This is a genomic window from Nostoc sp. NMS8 (genome assembly GCF_017115045.1).
GTDB lineage: Bacteria > Cyanobacteriota > Cyanobacteriia > Cyanobacteriales > Nostocaceae > Nostoc.
Map to the genome: position 1 here is coordinate 35521 of NZ_JABXKK010000101.1, position 19830 is coordinate 55350.

Annotated in this window: 20 protein-coding genes, 1 other RNA gene and 2 pseudogenes; 3 read left to right on the plus strand and 20 right to left on the minus strand. The window is 42.7% G+C overall.

The genetic code is table 11. The features are described from left to right. Positions 1 to 65: 65 nt before the first annotated feature. Positions 66 to 1805, minus strand: coding sequence for a diflavin flavoprotein (locus HWQ39_RS25920; RefSeq protein ID WP_292851543.1), 1740 nt, complete (start codon positions 1803 to 1805; stop codon positions 66 to 68). Between the two features lie 1094 nt (positions 1806 to 2899). On the opposite strand from HWQ39_RS25920, the gene HWQ39_RS25925 reads away from it, so the two are divergent. Next, a complete protein-coding gene (locus HWQ39_RS25925; RefSeq protein ID WP_292851546.1) occupies positions 2900 to 3361 on the plus strand; it encodes a helix-turn-helix domain-containing protein in 462 nt (153 codons plus the stop codon). Here HWQ39_RS25925 and HWQ39_RS25930 read toward each other — a convergent pair. From HWQ39_RS25930 to HWQ39_RS25955, 6 genes are all read right to left on the minus strand, one after another. After that, positions 3354 to 4022 carry an ABC transporter ATP-binding protein gene (locus HWQ39_RS25930; RefSeq protein WP_292851549.1) on the minus strand — a complete coding sequence of 223 codons (669 nt, stop codon included), beginning with the start codon at positions 4020 to 4022 and terminating at the stop codon, positions 3354 to 3356. The genes HWQ39_RS25925 and HWQ39_RS25930 overlap by 8 nt on opposite strands. Before the next feature lies 1 nt (position 4023). After that, positions 4024 to 5232 (minus strand): ABC transporter permease, encoded by a 1209-nt coding sequence (locus tag HWQ39_RS25935; protein ID WP_292851601.1) that lies wholly within the window; start codon positions 5230 to 5232, stop codon positions 4024 to 4026. 96 nt (positions 5233 to 5328) lie between these two features. Further along, entirely contained in the window at positions 5329 to 6912 is a 1584-nt protein-coding gene (locus tag HWQ39_RS25940; protein ID WP_292851552.1) for an efflux RND transporter periplasmic adaptor subunit, read from the minus strand. Positions 6913 to 7020: 108 nt separating this feature from the next. Beyond that, the gene (locus HWQ39_RS25945; RefSeq protein WP_292851555.1) at positions 7021 to 7218 is read right to left on the minus strand and encodes a hypothetical protein; all 198 of its coding nucleotides are present in this window, start codon (positions 7216 to 7218) and stop codon (positions 7021 to 7023) included. Between the two features lie 143 nt (positions 7219 to 7361). After that, the gene (locus tag HWQ39_RS25950) at positions 7362 to 9209 is read right to left on the minus strand and encodes an ATP-binding cassette domain-containing protein (RefSeq protein ID WP_292851558.1); all 1848 of its coding nucleotides are present in this window, start codon (positions 9207 to 9209) and stop codon (positions 7362 to 7364) included. Positions 9210 to 9267: 58 nt separating this feature from the next. After that, on the minus strand, positions 9268 to 9537 hold the full coding sequence (locus HWQ39_RS25955; RefSeq protein ID WP_292851561.1) for a hypothetical protein: 270 nt from the start codon (positions 9535 to 9537) through the stop codon (positions 9268 to 9270). On the opposite strand from HWQ39_RS25955, the pseudogene HWQ39_RS25960 reads away from it, so the two are divergent. Continuing rightward, a pseudogene (locus tag HWQ39_RS25960) lies at positions 9518 to 9733 on the plus strand (transposase); the annotation flags it as partial. The gene HWQ39_RS25955 and the pseudogene HWQ39_RS25960 sit on opposite strands and share 20 nt — an antisense overlap. Before the next feature lie 105 nt (positions 9734 to 9838). Here HWQ39_RS25960 and ssrA read toward each other — a convergent pair. The 12 genes from ssrA to HWQ39_RS26020 all read right to left on the minus strand — a co-directional run bounded on the left by ssrA (position 9839) and on the right by HWQ39_RS26020 (position 19051). Beyond that, positions 9839 to 10228: a transfer-messenger RNA gene (ssrA, locus tag HWQ39_RS25965) on the minus strand. Between the two features lie 157 nt (positions 10229 to 10385). Further along, on the minus strand, positions 10386 to 11333 hold the full coding sequence (locus HWQ39_RS25970) for a F0F1 ATP synthase subunit gamma (RefSeq protein WP_292851564.1): 948 nt from the start codon (positions 11331 to 11333) through the stop codon (positions 10386 to 10388). A 96-nt stretch (positions 11334 to 11429) separates the two neighbouring features. After that, positions 11430 to 12950, minus strand: coding sequence for a F0F1 ATP synthase subunit alpha (gene atpA / locus HWQ39_RS25975; RefSeq protein WP_292851567.1), 1521 nt, complete (start codon positions 12948 to 12950; stop codon positions 11430 to 11432). 211 nt (positions 12951 to 13161) lie between these two features. Then, a complete protein-coding gene (atpH, locus tag HWQ39_RS25980; protein ID WP_292851570.1) occupies positions 13162 to 13716 on the minus strand; it encodes an ATP synthase F1 subunit delta in 555 nt (184 codons plus the stop codon). Further along, positions 13713 to 14285, minus strand: a complete 573-nt coding sequence (locus HWQ39_RS25985; RefSeq protein ID WP_292851573.1) for a F0F1 ATP synthase subunit B — start codon at positions 14283 to 14285, stop codon at positions 13713 to 13715. Before HWQ39_RS25985 ends, atpH begins: the two co-directional genes overlap by 4 nt. Positions 14286 to 14446: 161 nt before the next feature. Beyond that, positions 14447 to 14878, minus strand: coding sequence for a F0F1 ATP synthase subunit B' (locus tag HWQ39_RS25990; protein ID WP_292851576.1), 432 nt, complete (start codon positions 14876 to 14878; stop codon positions 14447 to 14449). Between the two features lie 368 nt (positions 14879 to 15246). Further along, positions 15247 to 15546, minus strand: coding sequence for an ATP synthase F0 subunit C (gene atpE, locus HWQ39_RS25995; RefSeq protein WP_292851579.1), 300 nt, complete (start codon positions 15544 to 15546; stop codon positions 15247 to 15249). A 121-nt stretch (positions 15547 to 15667) separates the two neighbouring features. Next, entirely contained in the window at positions 15668 to 16432 is a 765-nt protein-coding gene (atpB, locus tag HWQ39_RS26000; protein ID WP_292851582.1) for a F0F1 ATP synthase subunit A, read from the minus strand. A gap of 60 nt (positions 16433 to 16492) precedes the next feature. Beyond that, the gene (locus tag HWQ39_RS26005; protein ID WP_292851585.1) at positions 16493 to 16933 is read right to left on the minus strand and encodes an ATP synthase subunit I; all 441 of its coding nucleotides are present in this window, start codon (positions 16931 to 16933) and stop codon (positions 16493 to 16495) included. A 431-nt stretch (positions 16934 to 17364) separates the two neighbouring features. Next, positions 17365 to 17553, minus strand: coding sequence for a hypothetical protein (locus tag HWQ39_RS26010; RefSeq protein WP_292851588.1), 189 nt, complete (start codon positions 17551 to 17553; stop codon positions 17365 to 17367). A 33-nt stretch (positions 17554 to 17586) separates the two neighbouring features. After that, positions 17587 to 18768 (minus strand): class I SAM-dependent methyltransferase, encoded by a 1182-nt coding sequence (locus tag HWQ39_RS26015; protein ID WP_292851590.1) that lies wholly within the window; start codon positions 18766 to 18768, stop codon positions 17587 to 17589. Positions 18769 to 18796: 28 nt separating this feature from the next. Next, on the minus strand, positions 18797 to 19051 hold the full coding sequence (locus tag HWQ39_RS26020) for a hypothetical protein (protein WP_292851592.1): 255 nt from the start codon (positions 19049 to 19051) through the stop codon (positions 18797 to 18799). A 274-nt stretch (positions 19052 to 19325) separates the two neighbouring features. Between HWQ39_RS26020 and HWQ39_RS26025 the strand changes: the two genes are divergently transcribed. Beyond that, positions 19326 to 19481 (plus strand): hypothetical protein, encoded by a 156-nt coding sequence (locus HWQ39_RS26025; protein WP_292851595.1) that lies wholly within the window; start codon positions 19326 to 19328, stop codon positions 19479 to 19481. Positions 19482 to 19582: 101 nt separating this feature from the next. Here HWQ39_RS26025 and HWQ39_RS26030 read toward each other — a convergent pair. After that, positions 19583 to 19830, minus strand: a pseudogene (locus HWQ39_RS26030) (hypothetical protein); the annotation flags it as partial.

Here is a 19830-nt window from a genome sequence, read left to right on the forward strand (position 1 = left end):
GGATCTTAACCGAACCGTATTGAGGGACTGGGGACTGGGGAAGAGTTTTCCCAATCCCCAATTCCTTAGTAGTAATTACCTACTTTGCGATGGCGAACAGCGGTCAATCCATCGTTTTTGGAGACACGACCTTCTTGGACGGTGCAGTATAAAATCCAGTGGTCGCTGCATTCCATGCTGGTCTGTATTTCACATTCCATGTATGCCAAAGCATCTGTCAGAATCGGCGAACCGTTTTTCGCGGTTTGAGTTTTTACTCCTGCAAAGCGGTCAGCACCAGGATGCAGGCGTTTGAGGAAGTGTTTCTTGAGTTCTTGAAAATTGCCTTCTTCCAAAACGTTGAGGACGAAGCGATCGCCTACTTGCATTAAGGAATCAATGGCGCGGTCTTTCGCAACAGCAATTGTGAATCCTAATGGTTGCAAACTCGCTTGCGTTACCCAGGATGCCAGCATGGCACTTGAGACGTTATCTTTTTTGGTGGTAACTATATATAGTCCGCTGCTAATGCGACCCAGCGCCTTTTCCATGTTGACATCAAGGGACTTAATTTGCTTGATGTTGCGATCGCGCACTAGCAATTGTCCGATGTCTTTACCCGCTTCTTCACACAACTGGAATGTTGATGCTGTGGGAGCCTCTTTAATCCGAATGGGTGGGAAAGCTTCTTTGATGCCAGAGTCAAGAAATTGTTTGCGGAGTGTATCAATGGGTTCGTCATCCCCACCGTAACATTCAAACAGCCCAAGAAATTGCTTGTTCTTGGCAACAGCTAGCACTGAACTGATACTCGCTTGGGCGGCGGCGGCGGTAGTCGAGGGCATACCGATAATGATCCCAGCTGCTCTCCCGGCTAGTTCTTGAATTTCTTGGCTCCCAGCAGTACTCAAATCTAGTACTTCTACGCCAACGCCAGTTTTCAGGATACCTTCAGCAATCGCGTGACCAAGGCGTTCGCCATACCCATATTCTGAGACGAAAAACAAGCCAACTGTTGTTTCTGCTTTAGCTTGTTTTTGACTCCAATTTTCGTAGCACCCGGTCAGAACATCTAAATGGTGGTGTAATAGTGGGCCGTGACCATTTGCGATAATATTAATCTTTCCGAGATCGCCCATCCGCTTCATGGCATTCACCAAAGAACGAGCGTTAGGGCCCATCAAACAGTCGTAGTAAAATCTAAAGTCAGCTTCGATCGCTTCTAAATCTTCGTCAAATGTGCGATCGTCACAAAAGTGCATCCCAAAAGCATCACAGGTGTAGAGAATTTGGGTTTTGCGGTCAAAGCTAAAGATTGTATCCGGCCAGTGCAGGTTAGGCGCACTCACGAATTCCATTTCGTGTCCTTTACCAATATCAATGCGATCGCCAGTTTTGACAACCCGCTTGGAAAAAGGATCGTGTACTAAGCCTTCTAAAAACTGAAGCGCAACTTTTGAGGCTAAAACAGTAGCTCTAGGAGCTAACTGGAGAACATCTTCTACTAAGCCGCTATGGTCTGGCTCTGTATGACTGACAATTATATAATCAATTGTCTTGGGGTTAACAAGACCTTTGAGAGTCTCTAAATACAGATTGCGAAACTTCTGATGAGAAGTATCAATCAAAACTGTTTGTTCGCCTCTAATTAGATATGAATTATAGGTTGTGCCGTTTTGCAGTCCGAATTCGATATCGAAGCGATCGCGATCCCAATCAAGAGAGCGAATCGCCGTTGTGTTAGGGGCAATTTCTACAGTTTGTATAGTTAGCCGATGTTGAGCGTTCTCTGCATTGGCCTTGCCGGTCGTAGACATCGATACCATTATTCGTCTCCGAGCGCAAATTAACAGGTTTTTCTTCTGCCCCCATTGTCTCTATTATTTAATGTTGAAGTTGTAATGAATATCAGTTTTTGAAAAATTTAACTTGTATCAATTATTGCTGTTTTTTAGCTAAAAATGTGACTACAAAAAATATACTAAATCTTAATTAATTATTTAATTTCACTGAGTATTTATTTTTGCTATTTATCTAGTTATATCCTAATTCAAAAATATCATTACCATCATCTTTTCTGAGAATAAAAGCATAATTAAACAATATTATCTTGCTAGTTTCTCTACTAATCCTAAATTATTTGTCATATTTTTATATCGCTAGAGAATACATTTATATCTCAAGTATAAAAACTTATTTGTTTAGCTCTATTCCTTTAGAAGTAATTAGAAAAGGTAGGAAAAGTAGGAAAGGTAGGAAAGGTAGGAAAGGTAGGAAAGATTTTACTAAGTATCAAATAAGCTGCTAATATTGATTTATCCAATAGGTCTTGAATATGTTGTTGTCTCCATCAAAAATCTGGTTATGTAAAATATAAATTTTCTGTAAAGTTTATAAAATAGCTATTTGTTTAGAGACGATCAAAGCAAATGTTCCTGAGACGAGTTGAATAAAAAACAACTGTGCTTGTATATATTTTGATGCTCATCCCAATGGGAACTAGAGGAAAAATCATTTTTAAAGTTTCCATAAACATCCGTAACTGTACTAATAATTTCAGAAATTTAATGATAAAGTCTTTTATTATCGACTTTAAACATTAATCAACATAGCGCCAACAAATTATTGTTGAGTTATAAGCTACAGCGTGTGGCTAACCAATAAACCTGTCTATGCAGGCTAATGGTGTCATTTATGATGTGACTAAATTTATGATAAAAAGCGATTTTCGATGATAAATTACAAACTTTGATAGTGTTATCAAGCCAATACTTCTCATGTAGCAGCCTTCCATCTCGGTATTATTCATACTTGTAGTTCACTTTTTAAAGTGTGTGATGAAATACGTATGTGATTAAGTATATAGACCGTAAATAGATATAAAAATAGCAAAAATTAATAGTGTAAAAGGGTATTATTTATGGGATGCCGATTAAAAGTGTTTCTAACTGAAGAAGAAAAGCTGACTTTAGAAGAGTTGAGAAAAGCCAAAGATGTTCCTCAACGTACTAAGGATCGCGCTCAAGTTTTACTGCTGAATACTCGCGGCTTAAAAAATGAGCAAATTGCTAAAGGCTTGAACTGGGCGATTTCAACAGTGCGTCAAACCCTTCATCGCTGGGAAAAGATGGGTTTAGCAGGTTTATGGGATGCTCCTGGTCGAGGAGGAAAACCTCGATATTCAGAATCAGATTTGGTTTATCTCGAAAATTGTTTAGCTCAAGAGTCACAGGCTTATAACTCTATACAATTAGCCAAAAAACTGGCATCTGAACGCCAAGTAAACTTGAGTGCAGATCGACTACGACGGGTACTTAAAAAAAGGGGAAGGAGGTTTGGAAGCGCACGCACACAAACCCAGGAACAGCAAATAATTAGCTGATTAAACCATCTTGGACTCGAATCACTCGTTTCGTTTGGGCTGCGATCGCCAGATCGTGGGTGACAATCACGATCGTCATGCCTTGTTGGTTGAGTTCGGTGAATAAATTCATTACCTCTTGGGATGTTTGAGTGTCTAAAGCACCTGTTGGTTCATCAGCTAGCATCAGTGCTGGGCGGTTAACTAACGCACGAGCGATCGCTACTCGTTGTTGTTGTCCTCCAGAAAGTTGGCTGGGAAAATTGCATAAGCGATCGCCTAATCCCACCCGTGTCAGTGCTTGAATTGCTTGCTGGTGACGTTTTTGCTTAGGAATATTAGCGTAAATTATCGGCAGCATAACATTTTCAAGCGCCGTAGCACCTGGCAACAGATTGAATTGCTGAAATACAAAGCCAATGCGCTGATTGCGGATATGCGCCAGTTCGTCATTGCCAAAACTAGTCAAGTTTCTGCCCTCTAAAACGTAGTGTCCGGCCGTTGGACAATCTAGGCAGCCAATCAGGTTCATCAGTGTAGACTTTCCTGAGCCAGATGTACCCATAATGGCAACATACTCCCCTTGCTCAATTGTTAAATCAATCTGCTTCAACACCGGTACTGTCACTTCACCCAAGCGATAAGTTTTGCTAATCGCCTGCATCCAAATCATAGTTGTCATATCAATCACTCCGTAAGGCGGCAATTGGGTCTAACTGAGCAGCATTCCGAGCCGGAATCACCCCAGCCAGTAAGCCGACAATGAACGATAATCCAAATCCACACACAACTGACCACACAGAGACGATAAAGGGAAAATGGAAAATCATCGCAGCGCCAAAGGCAATGCCAATCCCAATTCCCATACCAATACCGCCTCCGGCGGTAGAAATTACAATGGATTCTGCTAAAAACTGATTCAAAATGGCGGAATTAGTTGCACCAACGGCTTTGCGAATCCCAATCTCTCTGGTTCGCTCAACCACAGAAACCAGCATAATATTAGCGATGCCAATGCCTCCTACTAATAGAGAAATACTAGCGATCGCTACTACCATCATCGTAAACAAGCCCACCACAGTCGTGAAGGTATTAACAACATCTGTTTGATTTCTAATGCTGAAATCATCAGATTGAGATGAATTGAGATTGTGACGTAGGCGCAGAAGATTCACAACCTGAAATTGAGCCGTTGCTGACTGCTCTTGATTGGCTAGTTTTATATAAATGCCATTGATCGCAAAACCTTTTAAAGCATTATTCCCCACGATGCGACTTGACATATTAGTTAGGGGAATGAAAACTTGATCGTCCCGATCCATCGGGCCTTCTGAACCTTTCTTCTCAAATACGCCAATAACTTCGTAAATGTTACTTTGAATCCGAATCTGTTCGCCGACAGGATTTTTACCAGTGCCAAATAGTTCATCTCGTACTGTCTGCCCCAGTAGAACCACTGATTTAGCGTTGTCCATTTCTTCTTGGATAAAAAACCTACCTTGGGTAAGGGAAGTATTTCTGGCTTCGGGATAGTTCAAATCGGTTCCGACAATATTAGTAGAATTATTCAACTTTTCATAAACCACCTGCCCCGGACGCTGGAGGTAGGCAGAAACCACTTGAGCAGCAGGAGCCTCCTCTTGGATAGCTTTGGCATCCTCCCAAGTAAGTGTTGAACTAGAACCCATCCCTTGACTGATCCCACCAGAACGGGCGGCACCTGCAAAAACCTGCAAAACATCAGTTCCCAAAGACTGAATTTGCTGTTCTGTCGCTTTTTGCACACCCTGGCCAACAGAAGTAATGGCAATTACAGAAGTAATGCCAATAATTACACCCAACATCGTCAAACCAGTGCGAAGTTTATTGCGCCATAATGCCTCCATTGCCATTGATAAGATTTCGATTACTGAGACAGTATGGGCACGACGAGAAGTCGCTATTCTGCGAGGTAAGCGAAAGGAAATAGTCATTTTTTGTACCTTGAATTAATGAGCGGGAGGAGCAGCGCCAGGTGGTGGCCCCATTGGAGGTTCTTGTTCAGAACTGCCCGCTTTAGAGCTTCCTGGTAAACCTGGAAAAGAAATACCAGACTTATTTTGAGGTTGAGGCGGGGAGATAATCAAAACCTTTTCTGTACCGTTTAGTCCCGCCTTGACTTGGGTACGATTGTTAACCGTTGCTCCAGTTGTAATGGGAGTGAATACAGGTGGTTGATTTTTTCGTGCCACAAAAACACCTGTTACCTTTTGTTGACGCGTCACTGCGATCGTTGGTACAGTCAAGGCGTTTTGCAATTCACCAACATTAAACTCCAAAGATACATTCATTCCAGAGCGCAATAACTTCTTGGAATCTGAAAGCAGAGTAACTTTCACTTCAAAGCTAGTGACATTTTGTTCTACTGTTGCCTGAGCCGCGATTTGCGATACTCGTCCTTGAAATGTTTTACCGGGGTAAGCATCTGCCTTAATTACCACTTGTTGATTGATCTGAATTTGAGAAATGTTGCTCTCGGAGATATTTGCCACAACCTGATTTGTATCAGCTAATGCCAGAATCGATGATGAAGTTGCAGAAGAAACCGAACTACTTGCCGTCATTGGCGTGACAAAAGCCCCTGGGTCAGCATACTTGCGAATCACAACCCCATCGAAGGGTGCGCGAATCAGTGTGTCATCAATCTGAGTTTGGATGTTTTGTAACGCTCCGCTAGCAGATATCACCTCTGCACGGGCTTGGTCAATATCTTCTTGACGGGTTCCCGCTTTTTGCAGAGATAGTGCTTGTTGTTGCTGCTTTACTTCTGCACGGGCTTGGTCGATATCTTCTTGACGGGTTCCCGCCTTTTGCAGAGATAGTGCTTGTTGTGCTTCCGTTACTTGGGCTTGGGCGCTGTCGAGGTCTGCACGTTTTTGGTTTAAAGCTTGCCGAGAAATTGCTCCAGCATCGTAAAGTTTCTGATTGCGCTGAAAGTCGTCGTTTGCTTGACTCAAAGTAGCTTGATATCTCTCTAAACGGGCTTGCGCTTGAGCAATATCCTGAAAGCGATTACCTGTCATGAGTTTGCGTAATTTTGCTTTGAGTTCCTCCAATTTCGCCTGCGCCTGAGCAATATCTTGAGGGCGATTACCTGCCATAAGTTTGCGTAGATTTGCCTTTGCTTGTGCCAATCTCCCCTGCTCTTGGATCAATTGTCCCTGCAAATTAGAATCATCCATATAAGCCAACACCTGCTTTTCTTTGACATAATCACCTTCCTTAACTAGCAGCCTTTTTAAAGTACCTGCCGTTTTAGGACTGAGATTGATTGCCCGCTCAGGTTTAACAGTCCCATTGGCTGAGACAGTGATAGAAAAATTTGTCCGTTTTAAAGGCACTACTGCCAAGCGTAGATTTGCTTGCTGTTGTCGTTTAACAAGCTGGTCATGAATCAGATAACTGACACCCATAAGTAAAAATAGGGAGAGAAATCCAATTAACCATTTTGTTATGCCTTGTTTCTTTATGAGTGGGAGTGAAGATGTGGAGTCAGTTAGCTTGGATAAATTTGGGTAATGATTCAATGCCATGTTCACTCCTTAAGTAAAAACCAGACCCGCCTCTGTTTGGCTGAGTTTATGTAACCATAAGCTGAGATTTGTAATGGCTTTTTCCAGGCAATTATTGTTGAGAAAATTTCAAGCATATCTACTCTTAAAACGTTCGATAATCTGCTTAGTATCTTCAACTTCCTTCTTTAATTCTTCTTGTTTTTCTGGCTTAATTTTACTACCAGCTTGTTCTAGGATATTTTTTAATGCTCTCTCCAAATCTATTTGAATTTGAGTCATTTCATTATGAATCCTATAATTACATTCCTGCTCATTAACACTCATACTTTTTACCTAGTTGATATAATTCCGACATCATGTTATCACAAATCAAAGGGTTAAAGCCTGCAATGCCAACCCATTTTTTCAGAGTTATTTAGGTAATATTCACCTGATATAGCCATCTTAAATCTAGAACTTTAAGATTATTAATTCGATAATTTTAGTTCATAAATTTTACTTTCACTTAGATGGCTATTTGTCGGAACATAGTCAGGTTGAACCTTACCATAATCAAGCTTAATAATTTGATCAGCAAGGTGAAAGTAACGATCATCATGAGTAATTACTATCACGGCTTTACCACGTTCTTTGAGTTTAACAAGACTCTGCCGATAAAAGAGGTCTCGAAAGTGTGGCTCTTGGTCAGATGCCCATTCATCGAATAAATAAATTGGGCGATCTTCTAGATAAGCTGTTAGTAATGCGAGGCGTTTTCTCTGCCCTTGGGACAGATTAGTTGTTGATAGAACACCATCCCTTACTTGAACTTTATGGTCTAACTGCAATTGCTTCAAATAACTTTCAACTTCTCGGTCAAGATTCGGATGATTGAACCCTAAACAGCTATCGAAAAGATAGAAATCAGAGAAAATAGCAGAGAAATACTGGCGATACCATTCCCGATTTTCATCTGTAATCAATACTCCGTCGAGATAAATTGACCCATTTTTAGGTGGATACAATCCCGTAATTAATTTAGCTAGCGTTGACTTGCCACTACCATTACCACCGACAATATATGTTATTTGTCCCGGCTGCAAAGTTATACTAATTGGGCCTAGTAAAAACCCCTTTTCATCGTCAGCAGGGGGATGCATATCTCTGGGCTTATGTCCCGGCGGCCCTAAGAGAAACTCTTTTTCGTTGCCACGAGGCGGATGGATATCTCTGGGTTTACGTCCCTGTCCCGATTTATGTTTTGGAGGCAAAGATGGATTGTTTGGCCCCAAGAGAAATCCTTTCTCATCACTATTAGGGTGATAGAGATAGCTCACTCGATCGAGTTCAAGTTTCAGTTCAATTTGACTAGGTTGTTTGACACTGTAGGAGTTAATTGTTGTGTCAACTTCTGCTTGGCTGGTTAATGACAGCTTCATCATGTTTATTTTCTGCAATGCAACATTACCTTGCAAGAGATCGGGTAATCTGCGTAATAGGTTCTGGAGTGGTAGGGATAAATAGGTAGTAGTGAGGACATAGGTTGACAACATTGGAACTGGGATATGCATAAACCAGGGCAATATGAAAAGCATCAAAGCTAAAGTAGAAAGCTGTGAAAATTGCCCTAACCCATTAGCGATCGCAAAACTTTGCATTGCGGTAGTATTCTTCTGACGCAGTTTTGTGGCACTACCTTGCAAGTTCTTTGAGGAAAAGTCTTCTCGTCTAGTTTTGTGCAGTTTTAGTTCTTTAGTACCTCTTGTAATAGCTTGAAAATGCTTGAATAAATTATCCTCCTCTTCACGTGCTATAGAGAACAAATGTTGCGCTTTGCCTAGTCTGGTTTGCACACACCAAATAGCAACAGCAGATGTAGCGATCGTCAAGACAAATATAATGTTGGAAATCAAAGACAAGTAGAATAAGCATCCCAGAACAGTAGCGAAATCGATACAGATACTCGGAATTGCAGATACAGCGTGTGAAAGAACTCGAACATCATCAGTTAGTGTTGCAAGTAAACGATTTTCTCCAAGTCTTTCTAGATGTTCTAAAGGTGAAGATAAGATATTTTGACCTAACCTAACTCGCAATTGGTAGATGGCATTTTGCGAGAGATTAATCAGCATGAATTGCGCGACAGTACTTGTGAAGAGAGTACAAAGAGCTAATGCCGCAAAATATAACAGTGCATTGGGGAGTGATGCTTGACTGACAGCCCTATTTATGAGTGAAATCAGCATTGCATTACTACCACCGCTAATTAAGCCTGTGATAGTTCCAATTAAGATACTCCGCCATGATATTTCCCAAAGAAATCGAATAAATCTCATACTTGTGTCCTTTCAGATGGCTCAAAACTGTGGCGTTTATAATATTAAGATGATTCTTTTAAACTTTTTGAAATAGAATTCCTTCTACTCCAACTCCTGGTGAAAATGAAAAGGCAATTCCAGTTAATGCTTTCATTTGTTCAGTTGCATCTTTCCAATGGTGATTCGGTTTTTCTAACCCCACGTATTCTTTATCAGCAGCAGAATTATTTTCGCTACTAAATAGCATACGTTCCATGACAAATAGTACTGAGGGACTAAGCATGTTGCCATACTGACGAAGTATCTCCCAACTATCAGCAACTTGACTTATTCTTGATAATGCCACTTTTCAGAAATCTCAGAAAATTCGTGAATTAATTGAATCAGTTGGATGTGAACTTGAGTATTTACCACCCGACTCTCCTGATTTAAATGAGATTGAACATTATTGGTTTCCCATAAAAAATCGTGTCAGGAAATCAGTTGGTACTATCGACAATTTTCGGGAGAGAGTTGATACAGCTATTCGTTTAACGTCCTAATCTATATTTCGATTGCTATACATTCTAGAAAATTCTAATGGGAGTTTCCCATAAAACAAAGTCCACTTACACATCACAGTGTCAAGTGGACTCGTTAACTATTTTTAGTGGATCCGAGCAGAGTCGAACTGCTGTCCAAATTGGGTATTGACCCCCCGCTCATTCACAGGTTTAGCCTTTCTGACCCTCAAGGCGGGAATCGTTCATTATCCCGAACGTAGGATGCTCTGATTTAATCTTAGCCAGCAAGCCAACCAGAGAACGCTTACTAGAGCATCCGTTGGGGTTTGGTCTTCAGTCCTTAACGGAGTCAAACCGAAGACGCTCGAACCTATAAGAGGTGTTTAGGCAGCTACTAGAGCATCCTTACGAGCAAAGCTAACGATGTTATTCGCATTTACTTTTTGTTTGAGCCTTTGATTTCCGAGAGGAGACTCACTCTCGACCTGAATCACAGAGCAGCGTTCGCCAACCTGTCGAAACCGTGACGGACCCATGCGTTTCATACTTCAATTATAATACGCAATTCTTGAAATGTGTTAATAGACATAATTAAAAGTCCCCAATACTAAAATAGCCAATTGCTAATCTTAAAATAATTAGCAATTGGCTATATATTACAACGCACTACAAATAAATAATTAGCTATACCCTAAGTTAGTGCTTCAGCACCGCCCACAACCTCAAGGAGTTCTTGAGTAATTGCAGCTTGTCGAGCTTTGTTGTAAGACAAGGTGAGGGTGTTAATCAGTTCACCAGCATTTTCACTAGCATTACTCATGGCTGTCATCCGCGCTGCTAGTTCACTAGCCGCCGATTCTTGCAGCGCCCGCAATAGCTGGTTACTCAGATACAGGGGCAATAGAGAATCGAGAATCTGCACTGGATCTTGCTCGAAAATCATGTCAGGAGCCAATGTGCGGGCTTGGCTAGTCACTTTCTCCCGTTCGACTTCAAATTTACCGCCGCGGGTTGTCAAGCGGAAGACTTCATCATCGGCTGCTTCTAGACCTTGTGGATCGAGGGGCAGTAGGGTTTGGATCACAGGACGGGAGCTAACTAAGGAAAGGAATCTGGTATAGATTAATTCGATGCGGTCAACTTCTTCCGAAAGGAACAAGGAAAGTAGTTGATCGGCAATCTGATTAGCTTCCGCTGCGGTGGGAATTTGCTCTAAGCCGCTGTAGGTGGCATCAATAGGCTGATCGCGGCGTTGAAAGTACTGGGTAGCTTTGCGCCCGACGAGTACAAATTGATAGTTTAAACCTTCTGCCTTGATTTCTTTGGCGCGGTTTTCTGCACGACGGATGACGTTATTATTGTAGCCGCCGCATAGACCGCGATCGCCTGAAATAACCAACAACCCAACTGATTTAACTTGGCGTTTTTTCAGTAGTGGTAGGTTTGCTTCTTCAAAGCGCAGACGGCTTTGCAAACCATACAATACTTGTGCCAAGCGATCGGCAAAGGGGCGAGTTGCTAGCACTTGTTCTTGCGCTCGGCGCACTCTAGCCGCAGCTACAAGGCGCATGGCTTCTGTGATTTTTTTGGTGTTTTTGACCGACTGGATGCGATCGCGTATTGCTTTTAGATTGGGCATATTCTTGAGTTAGGAGTTAGGAGTTAGGAGTTAGGAGTTAAGAGCTAGGAGTATTTCATTAACTTTTAACTCTTAACTCTTCACTCCTCACTTTGATTACGCTGCTGCTTTGAAGGTTTTCTTGTATTCGCTAAGTGCTTCCTTCAAGGCAGCTTCTTCTGCATCACCTAGTGCTTTGGAGGCTTGTACTCCTTGGGCATACTGGGTTTTACCAGTCTTTAAGTACTCCCGCAGACCTTGAGTAAAGGTTGTGACTTTATCTACAGGAACGTCATCCAAGTAACCATTGATACCAGCGTAGAGAATTGCTACTTGCTCGTATACCGAGAGTGGCGAATTTTGTGGCTGTTTGAGAAGTTCGCGTAACCTTTGACCCCGTGCTAACTGGTCTTGAGTGGCTTTATCCAAGTCAGAAGCAAATTGAGCGAAGGCTTGTAGGTCGTCAAATTGGGCTAGTTCCAATTTAATCTTACCGGCAACTTTTTTCATTGCCTTGGTTTGAGCGGCAGAACCCACGCGGGATACGGAAATACCGGGGTTTACAGCGGGACGGATACCAGCGTTAAACAAGTCAGAAGATAGGAATATTTGACCATCGGTAATGGAAATTACGTTGGTGGGGATGTATGCTGAAACGTCACCAGCTTGGGTTTCGATAATTGGTAGGGCGGTCATACTGCCTTTACCTAATTCGTCACTCAGCTTTGCGGCTCTTTCTAACAAGCGGGAGTGAATGTAGAATACATCTCCGGGGTAAGCTTCGCGTCCTGGTGGACGACGCAGCAATAGGGACATTTGGCGATAAGCTTGGGCTTGCTTGGAAAGGTCATCATAAATTACCAGGGTAGCTTTGCCTTTGTACATAAAGTACTCAGCAATAGTTGCGCCTGTGTAGGGAGCTAGGTATTGCAGGGTTGCTGGTTCACTGGCGCTAGCAAAGACGACGACGGTGTAATCGAGTGCGCCTTTTTCCTGCAATGTTTGCACCACGTTAGCAACTGTGGAAGCCTTTTGACCGATCGCAACGTAGACACAAATTACATCTTCTTCTTTTTGGTTGATGATGGTGTCGATCGCGATCGCAGTTTTACCGGTTTGGCGATCGCCAATAATCAATTCCCGTTGACCGCGACCGATAGGAATCATTGAGTCAATAGCTGTGATACCCGTTTGCATGGGTTCGTGTACAGACCGACGGGCAATGATACCGGGTGCTGGAGATTCAATCAAACGGCTTTCTGAGGATTTGATGTCTCCCTTACCATCGATGGGAAGACCCAAAGCGTTTACAACTCGTCCAATTAAGGCTTCTCCTACTGGAATCTGGGCAATTTTACCAGTAGCGGTTACAGAACTACCTTCTTGAATTTCTAACCCTTCACCCATCAACACCGCGCCCACGTTGTCTTCTTCTAAGTTTTGGGCGATGCCAATTGTGCCATCTTCAAATTCCAAAAGTTCCCCAGACATAGCCTTTTCCAGACCATAAATCCGGGCAATACCATCACCAACTTGGAGAACAGTACCAACGTTAGCAACTTTGACCTCTTGATCGTATTGCTCGATTTGTTGTTGGATAATGCTGCTAATTTCGTCAGGTCTAATTGATATGCTCATGTGTCTATCTTTTTTGCTTTCGAGACGGAAAAATTAATTCAGTTAGGAGTTAATAGTTAGGAGTGATGAGTTAATAGTAAGTAGTAATAAGTTAAGAGATTTGAGTTAAAAAAGCAAAGGTTAAAAGTCAAAATAAATTACTATTTACTTAACTCTTAACTCCTAACTCCTAACTTCTAACTCCTAACTTCTAACTCCTAACTTCTAACTTCTAACTATTAGTTAAGCGCAATGAAAGGCGGCGCAACTGACCCCGGATACTAGCGTCAATTACCTGCGAGCCTACTTTAATGATCACACCACCAATTAACTCGCTGTCTACCTTGGTTTCTAGTTCTACCTGGCGAGCATTACTGATGGCAATGACCTTTTGGATGATTGCCTGCTGTTGAGCTTCTGTGAGGGGAACGGCTGAAATTACTTCCGCTAATACGGTTTGATTCAGCTGCCGCAACAGCGCCAGATATTGTTGAAAAATATCTTCTAAGAATGCAATGCGCCGCTTATCTACTAGTATCAGCAAAAAATTGCGTAAGTAGGGGTTAGCGCCTTCACCGAGTATTTGTTTGATGAGAGCTTTTTTGTTCTCAGCCTGAATAAACGGGTTGCTGAAGAAGTTGTGTAGCTGTTTGTCTGCCCTAAGCAGTCCCAGGAAAGTCCGCGCATCTTCCCCAAACTCTTCGGTCAAGTTTTTCGATTGCGCTATTGACAAAAGTGCCTGTGCATAAGGTTGGGCTACTTCGGCTGAAGCTACTTGACTTGTCATACATTGCCTCCCAGTTGTGCGATGCTGCGGTCAATTAAACTTTGTTGAGCATCGTCGGCAATCCCGCTTTTGAGTTGCGATTCGACTTTTTGCAATGCTAGTGTAGCAACTCGTTGCCGCAGTTGTGCGATCGCTCGGTCAGTTTCAGTGTTTAAATCTGCTGCTGCTGTTTGTTTCAAGCGTTCTACGTCTTGCACTGCCTTCGCTAACAAGGCTTCTTTCGCTTTTTGAGCGTTTTCTGTGGCAGATTGGCGGATGCGTTCTGCTTCTACCTGAGATTGCTTTAATTGCTCTTGCGCTTGGGAAAGGGCAGTCTTTGCCTCTTTTAAGCGCCCTTCTGCTTCCTGAATTGCAGTGGCAATATTGGATTGTCGCTCGTTCAGGATGTTGCTTAAAACTTTACGTCCGAAGTAGAATAATATGCCAATCAGAATCGCTAGATTTATCAGGTTGGTTTCAAAAATGTCTAGGTTTAGACCGAAACCACCTTCTGCTGCGCCTTCTGCCAATTCAGACTGAACAGCGTTCGCTTCTGCGGCAAGTAATAAGAATGTGCCCATGATACCCATTTACAAGTGCGCTGCTCGCTTGCTAATACGTTGTATTTTCCCGCAGGGAAATAAAGTATCTTTATCTCGTTGGGAAAAAGTGCCTTTTTTGACACTTAAATTTTGCGCTCTGGACTAGGGCCCAGTTGCGCGTATGCTTTCACAGAGCCAGTCTCGTTAGCTTATCTAACTGGAGTTGACCCCAATAGTTTTTCTAGAATCTGCCTGCTTAGAGCATCAACTTGTTGCTCTAAGGTGCGAAAAGCTTCCTGCTTTTGTTGTTCTATTTCAACAGCAGCTTGTTCTCGTTGAGTCTGAGCTTCCTTTTGGGCCTCAGCAATTTTCTCGGCAGTAATTTTCTTAGCTTCCAGTTGAGCGGCTTCTACAGTCGCTTGCGATTGTCTGCGAGCGTCTGCTAGTTGCTGTTCATATTCGGCGGCTAAACGCTCGGCTTTTGCCAAGCTCTCCCGCGACTCAAGGGTATTCGTTCGGATATAATTATCGCGATCGTCTAGTACCTTAGTCAGTGGCTTGTATAAAATTGCATTCAACAAAGCTGCTAATAGCAGGAATTGCAATGCCATGAAGGGCAAGGTAGCATCGAAATCAAACATTTCTCTCCTCTTTGGCTGGAGTAGCAGTTTTCATGGCTAGCAATATCATCCAACCTTTCATATTTTAGAAAACCCAGAGCCAAGAAGGGGCAAGGGATTTTGGATTTGCAATTTTAGATTGACGATGGCGTAGCGTAAAGCCAACTCTTAGAGAGGCTGCGCCAACGGCATGGCAAAGCTATGAGCAACGTAGGAGCGTCTTGTAGATTTGAGAGCAGGTATAGCTCAGGAGCATATACCAAAAACTCTTGATCATCCAAAATCCAAAATTGGTAGTAAACTACATCAGAAGGATTAAATACTCAAAATATTTTCGATTGTAGAGGCGTGATGGTTCACGTCTCCACACTCACAAATACTTTTAGGTCTTACGCGAAGGGGTTAGCGAATAGCAATACCAAGGCAATAACTAGACCATAAATAGTCAGGGATTCCATGAATGCCAAGGTTAATAGCAGAGTACCGCGAATTTTTCCTTCTGCTTCTGGTTGACGGGCAATACCTTCTACTGCTTGTCCAGCAGCATTACCTTGACCAATACCAGGGCCAATTGCAGCTAAACCAATTGCTAGAGCAGCAGCCAGAACTGAAGCAGCCTGAACTAATGGATCAACACCGGCGCCTGACGCAGCAGCTAGAACGTAAGAAGCAGAAATTAATGAGCCCATGTTGATTTTCCTTACCTTGAGTACAAAATGAACAATTTTTGTGTTTAGATTTCCGATTTTAGATTTTGAATTGAATCTAAAATAAGCATCCAAAATCTAACATTACATCAACTGAGGGACTCTAATGTGACTCCTCATGTTCTTCTTCACCATGTCCCTCTAAAGCCTCATGAATGTATGCTCCGGCTAGGGTAGCAAAAACCAAGGCTTGAATGGCACTGGTAAATAAACCCAAGGCCATTACGGGTAGAGGTACAAACAGAGGAACTAGCAGCACCAGAACCGCTACAACCAATTCATCCGCCAAAATATTACCAAATAGCCGGAAGCTTAGGGAGAGGGGCTTGGTGAAATCTTCGAGAATTGCGATCGGCAATAGAATGGGTGTCGGCTCGATATATTTCTTAAAGTAGCCCAAACCACGCTTGCTAAAACCTGCGTAAAAATACGCTAAGGAGGTCAGCAGTGCCAATGCAACAGTCGTATTGATGTCATTGGTTGGAGCTGCCAATTCACCCGAAGGTAGCTTGATGAGCTTCCAGGGAATTAGCGCCCCTGACCAGTTCGATACGAAAATAAACAAAAACAATGTGCCAATAAATGGCACCCAAGGGCGGTACTCTTTCTCACCGAGTTGGTCTTTCGCCAAACCACGAATAAATTCTAGGGCATACTCCATCAAATTTTGGATGCCACTAGGAATTCTTTTTGCATTGCGAGTAGCAGCTATTGAAGCCACTACTAGAATACTAATCACAAACCATGAGGTGAGAAAAACTTGCCCATGAATTTTAAGATTGCCCAACTGCCAGTAGAAATGATGACCTACTTCTAATGCGGCAAGGGGAAAAGAATTAAAGGCGTTTAAGACACTAAGCATTTGCATTCTTCAAGCATTTTCCCCAACGAGCGAGGATGGGATTACTATCTTTGTGAGCCTGACTTTTTAAGAATCAGGAATGAACGCAATTTGCACCATATAGACGAGGAGCGTGGCTTTGTAAGTTAGAAATCCCAAAAAAATGGGCAGAATCTGTAGCTCACGCCATTGAGTTGCCACGAGCATTACTCCCATAAACAGAGCAAAACGAGTTTTACTCAGATTGGTTTTCTCACTACCAAGCTGCTCAACGTCTCTAGCCAACATTTTTAAGTAAACCACACCTGTACATGCCCCAATTAAATAATTTAGGGCAATGTTTAAGGAATAAAAAATCCACACAGAGATAAAAATAACCCCCGTCAAGACAAGCGTGATTACCAACAATCGCTGGAAGAGTTGATGGAACTCTTGCATGGAGTTACCTGATTCTGTGTCTCCAGAACCAGTTTTAGCATCTTGTTGCGTTGTCGGAGTGGGCGCAATTGATTCGTCTGACAAGCTCACGGGACTTGAAACCAGTACAGTTAAATATGATGACTGCACATTCAGTCAGCTGAATCATATCACGATCCGGTAACAATACTTTAGGAAAAAACAATTAACTTCTTGTCAACATCAGGCAGTCAGTAAAATCGCGCTCATAGTGGCGAGAGTGCGGCTCATGAGATGGGGAAGTGAAGGGGAGAATTATCAATAATTACTGCCTGCAAAATTCAAAATTTCTTCCAATTTCGCTTTTTTTCGGTGAATAATTCTCCTCCAGGGTTTTTGTATAACTAGGGTGCTTCAAATCAACTGGTGCTTGAGGAGCATAGACACGGGCTGCAAATCAGAAATTGTAGAGTAGCAGACCGTCGTTAGACATTGCACCACTGCTGAATTCCCAAAAACTCCAATTCTTTGGATGTACAATAACGCGTTTCTTGGGCACTTTACTAATTTACATTAGATTTACCAAAAGTAGTGATGGGCGATCGCACTTCACCACGAGTATAAATTGCTTTGATTAACTCCGTATCAAAATGCAGTGTAATTAACGCTCTTCTATGACTCTGGAGAGAGAATAATCCAGGCGATTGGAAATCGCGGCTACACAAGCAAAGTCCGCCTGCTCGGACTAACATCAAAATAGGCTTTCAAATTTAATCTGACGAGACTTAAGCAGGTGTCAACAAAATCAACTGCTGCTGGACAAGCCTTCTTACTTCATCCAATCCCAGTTCTACACCTACCAAAATTTCTGCAACTGTGGAATGAGTATCACATCTTTGCATAAACTCAAACTCTGCTACTGATAAATTAATAATCTGGTAATCGTAATTAAAAAAACATTGGCTGGGAAATCCCTCAATACAAGGATTAAGTTCGGGAATCGCTGTCAGTAGAGCCTTATCGTCTGTCCAATCGGCTTTGATGAGGGGAGGACGACCGAGGAAAAATTCGTAATGAGTTACTTCTGGATCTAGTAATTCTATCAGCCGGTAAAGCTGGCGATCGCTCAATTCTTTTGCCCGTTCTACTAACTCTGGTGCTTTACCCAAAAGTCTCTCTAAATCCCAGAAACTCGGATTCGAGAAACCAATAAACTCCAATCCCGAAGCATCAATTAATTCAAACAGCGTCTCAATGTTGTAGTCAATTTCCTGGGGATGAACGTACATATCAGCAAAGTATTCATCCTTGTTGTTTTCTAATGACCAACGCTGTTTATCGTATTTGACAATTCGGTTATTTTCTGGTAAGGAAGAAAATATTTGTCGCCCGACTTGGACACCATCGCGGTAGTCGCCTTTTTTGTCACCTTGAAGAAGTGCGATCGCTTTTTGCATGAGTTGAATTTCCCAGCGTCCCAATTCCCCATACACAAAAATGTGCATCAAGCCACCTGGGGCTAACTTCTTCGCCAAAGCTTGAATACCGCGAATGGGATTGGGGGTATGATGCAAAACGCCAACACAGTTAATTAAATCAAACTCACCCGGTAACTGTTCCACATCAAACAAACTGAGGTGATGAAATTCAACGCGGGTAGCCCCTGAACGCTGACAACGTTCTTTGGCTACAGCTAAAGCGCCAGTACTGAGGTCAATTCCCACAACCGAAGCTTGAGGATTCAAGTGAACTAGGTACTCTGTACCCACGCCGGTACCGCAACCTGCATCTAAAATCCGAATATCTTGCTTTTGAGGTTTTTGACCTGTGCAGAAGTTATGAGCGGCTAGCCAATTCCAGCGCCAGTTGTAGCCTGGAGGTGGTTCATCCAACAGGGCTTCCGGCGGAAAGGGGTAGGTATTGTAGAGTTTGGCAACAGCAGCACTAACAGTTTGGGAATCGGACATGGTAAGTAAATCTTGGGGCAATCTGAGTTTATCGAATCTCGGATGCTAATAAGCAATGCTTAAAAATAATTTTCTCTTTGCTGAGATTAGTAAGTGCGATGTCTACGACGGGCTGTTCGGTGACGCTGCAATTAAAGAAAAGAAGTAGCAGCGAATATCTTTGGAGTAGGTAAATCCCAATACGGTTCGGATAAGGTTTTTTGATGACACGCCCTAGATCGCAAAGACGCGATAAATCGCCGTCTTTTACCTTAACCGAACCGTATTGAGGTAAATCCAACATTAGAACTCGGTGATTGGTGTTCGGAACTCGGAGCTTCGACCTTTTTGCTCGGTGATTGGTGTTCGGAACTCGGCGTTTCGAGTTCCAAACTTGAATTTTGTCCCTTCGTTATCAAGCGATGTCTACGACGGGCTACGTCTAAGCCTCACACTATACATTTAAGCTTAGAATCACTACAAAAATTAGATGGGGTTCTGGACACCGCGAGTTCTAAAGTGCATCGCCTTTAGCTGTACATTTAAGCTTAGAATCACTGCAAAAATTAGGTTCTAAAGTGCGATCGCATTTCTTTTTTAGTGAGCGATCGCCTTTGGCTCTACATTTAAGCTTAGAATCACTGGACACCACGAGTTTTAAGCTGCGATCGCATTTCTTTTTAGTGAGCGATGTCTACGACGGGCTACGCCTACGCCTCACACTATACATTTAAACTTAGAACTACCACAGGTGATGTCTACAACGGGCTACGTCTACTCACCATCATCTACACCCCTGCTCCTCTGCTCTTCTGCCCCCCTGCTTCCCCTCTCCCTACTGCCTTGGACACACCTTAACTGCATCAGGATGGCTAGCCAAATAACTCTTAAGGCAACTGCAACCCTGTGCTAATAAATCATCAAGATTCAGATTCCACAATTTGATCGTATTGTCCAAACTAGCGGAAGCTAAAGTTTTGCCATCCGGGCTGAAGACGACACTGTAGAATGAGTAACCATCCCCTCTCAGAGTGGTAATTTCTTTACGCGTGTCGAGATTCCACAATTTGATCTTCTTGTCAG

Bases quoted from the DNA above. Each gene is read 5' to 3' on its own strand.
- HWQ39_RS25920 (WP_292851543.1), bottom strand. From the start codon at position 1,805: ATGGTATCGATGTCTACGACCGGCAAGGCCAATGCAGAGAACGCTCAA.
- HWQ39_RS25925 (WP_292851546.1), top strand. From the start codon at position 2,900: ATGGGATGCCGATTAAAAGTGTTTCTAACTGAAGAAGAAAAGCTGACT.
- HWQ39_RS25930 (WP_292851549.1), bottom strand. From the start codon at position 4,022: ATGACAACTATGATTTGGATGCAGGCGATTAGCAAAACTTATCGCTTG.
- HWQ39_RS25935 (WP_292851601.1), bottom strand. From the start codon at position 5,232: ATGGCAATGGAGGCATTATGGCGCAATAAACTTCGCACTGGTTTGACG.
- HWQ39_RS25940 (WP_292851552.1), bottom strand. From the start codon at position 6,912: ATGGCATTGAATCATTACCCAAATTTATCCAAGCTAACTGACTCCACA.
- HWQ39_RS25945 (WP_292851555.1), bottom strand. From the start codon at position 7,218: ATGAGTGTTAATGAGCAGGAATGTAATTATAGGATTCATAATGAAATG.
- HWQ39_RS25950 (WP_292851558.1), bottom strand. From the start codon at position 9,209: ATGAGATTTATTCGATTTCTTTGGGAAATATCATGGCGGAGTATCTTA.
- HWQ39_RS25970 (WP_292851564.1), bottom strand. From the start codon at position 11,333: ATGCCCAATCTAAAAGCAATACGCGATCGCATCCAGTCGGTCAAAAAC.
- atpA (WP_292851567.1), bottom strand. From the start codon at position 12,950: ATGAGCATATCAATTAGACCTGACGAAATTAGCAGCATTATCCAACAA.
- atpH (WP_292851570.1), bottom strand. From the start codon at position 13,716: ATGACAAGTCAAGTAGCTTCAGCCGAAGTAGCCCAACCTTATGCACAG.
- HWQ39_RS25985 (WP_292851573.1), bottom strand. From the start codon at position 14,285: ATGGGTATCATGGGCACATTCTTATTACTTGCCGCAGAAGCGAACGCT.
- HWQ39_RS25990 (WP_292851576.1), bottom strand. From the start codon at position 14,878: ATGTTTGATTTCGATGCTACCTTGCCCTTCATGGCATTGCAATTCCTG.
- atpE (WP_292851579.1), bottom strand. From the start codon at position 15,546: ATGGGCTCATTAATTTCTGCTTCTTACGTTCTAGCTGCTGCGTCAGGC.
- atpB (WP_292851582.1), bottom strand. From the start codon at position 16,432: ATGCAAATGCTTAGTGTCTTAAACGCCTTTAATTCTTTTCCCCTTGCC.
- HWQ39_RS26010 (WP_292851588.1), bottom strand. From the start codon at position 17,553: ATGTTAGTCCGAGCAGGCGGACTTTGCTTGTGTAGCCGCGATTTCCAA.
- HWQ39_RS26015 (WP_292851590.1), bottom strand. From the start codon at position 18,768: ATGTCCGATTCCCAAACTGTTAGTGCTGCTGTTGCCAAACTCTACAAT.
- HWQ39_RS26020 (WP_292851592.1), bottom strand. From the start codon at position 19,051: ATGTTGGATTTACCTCAATACGGTTCGGTTAAGGTAAAAGACGGCGAT.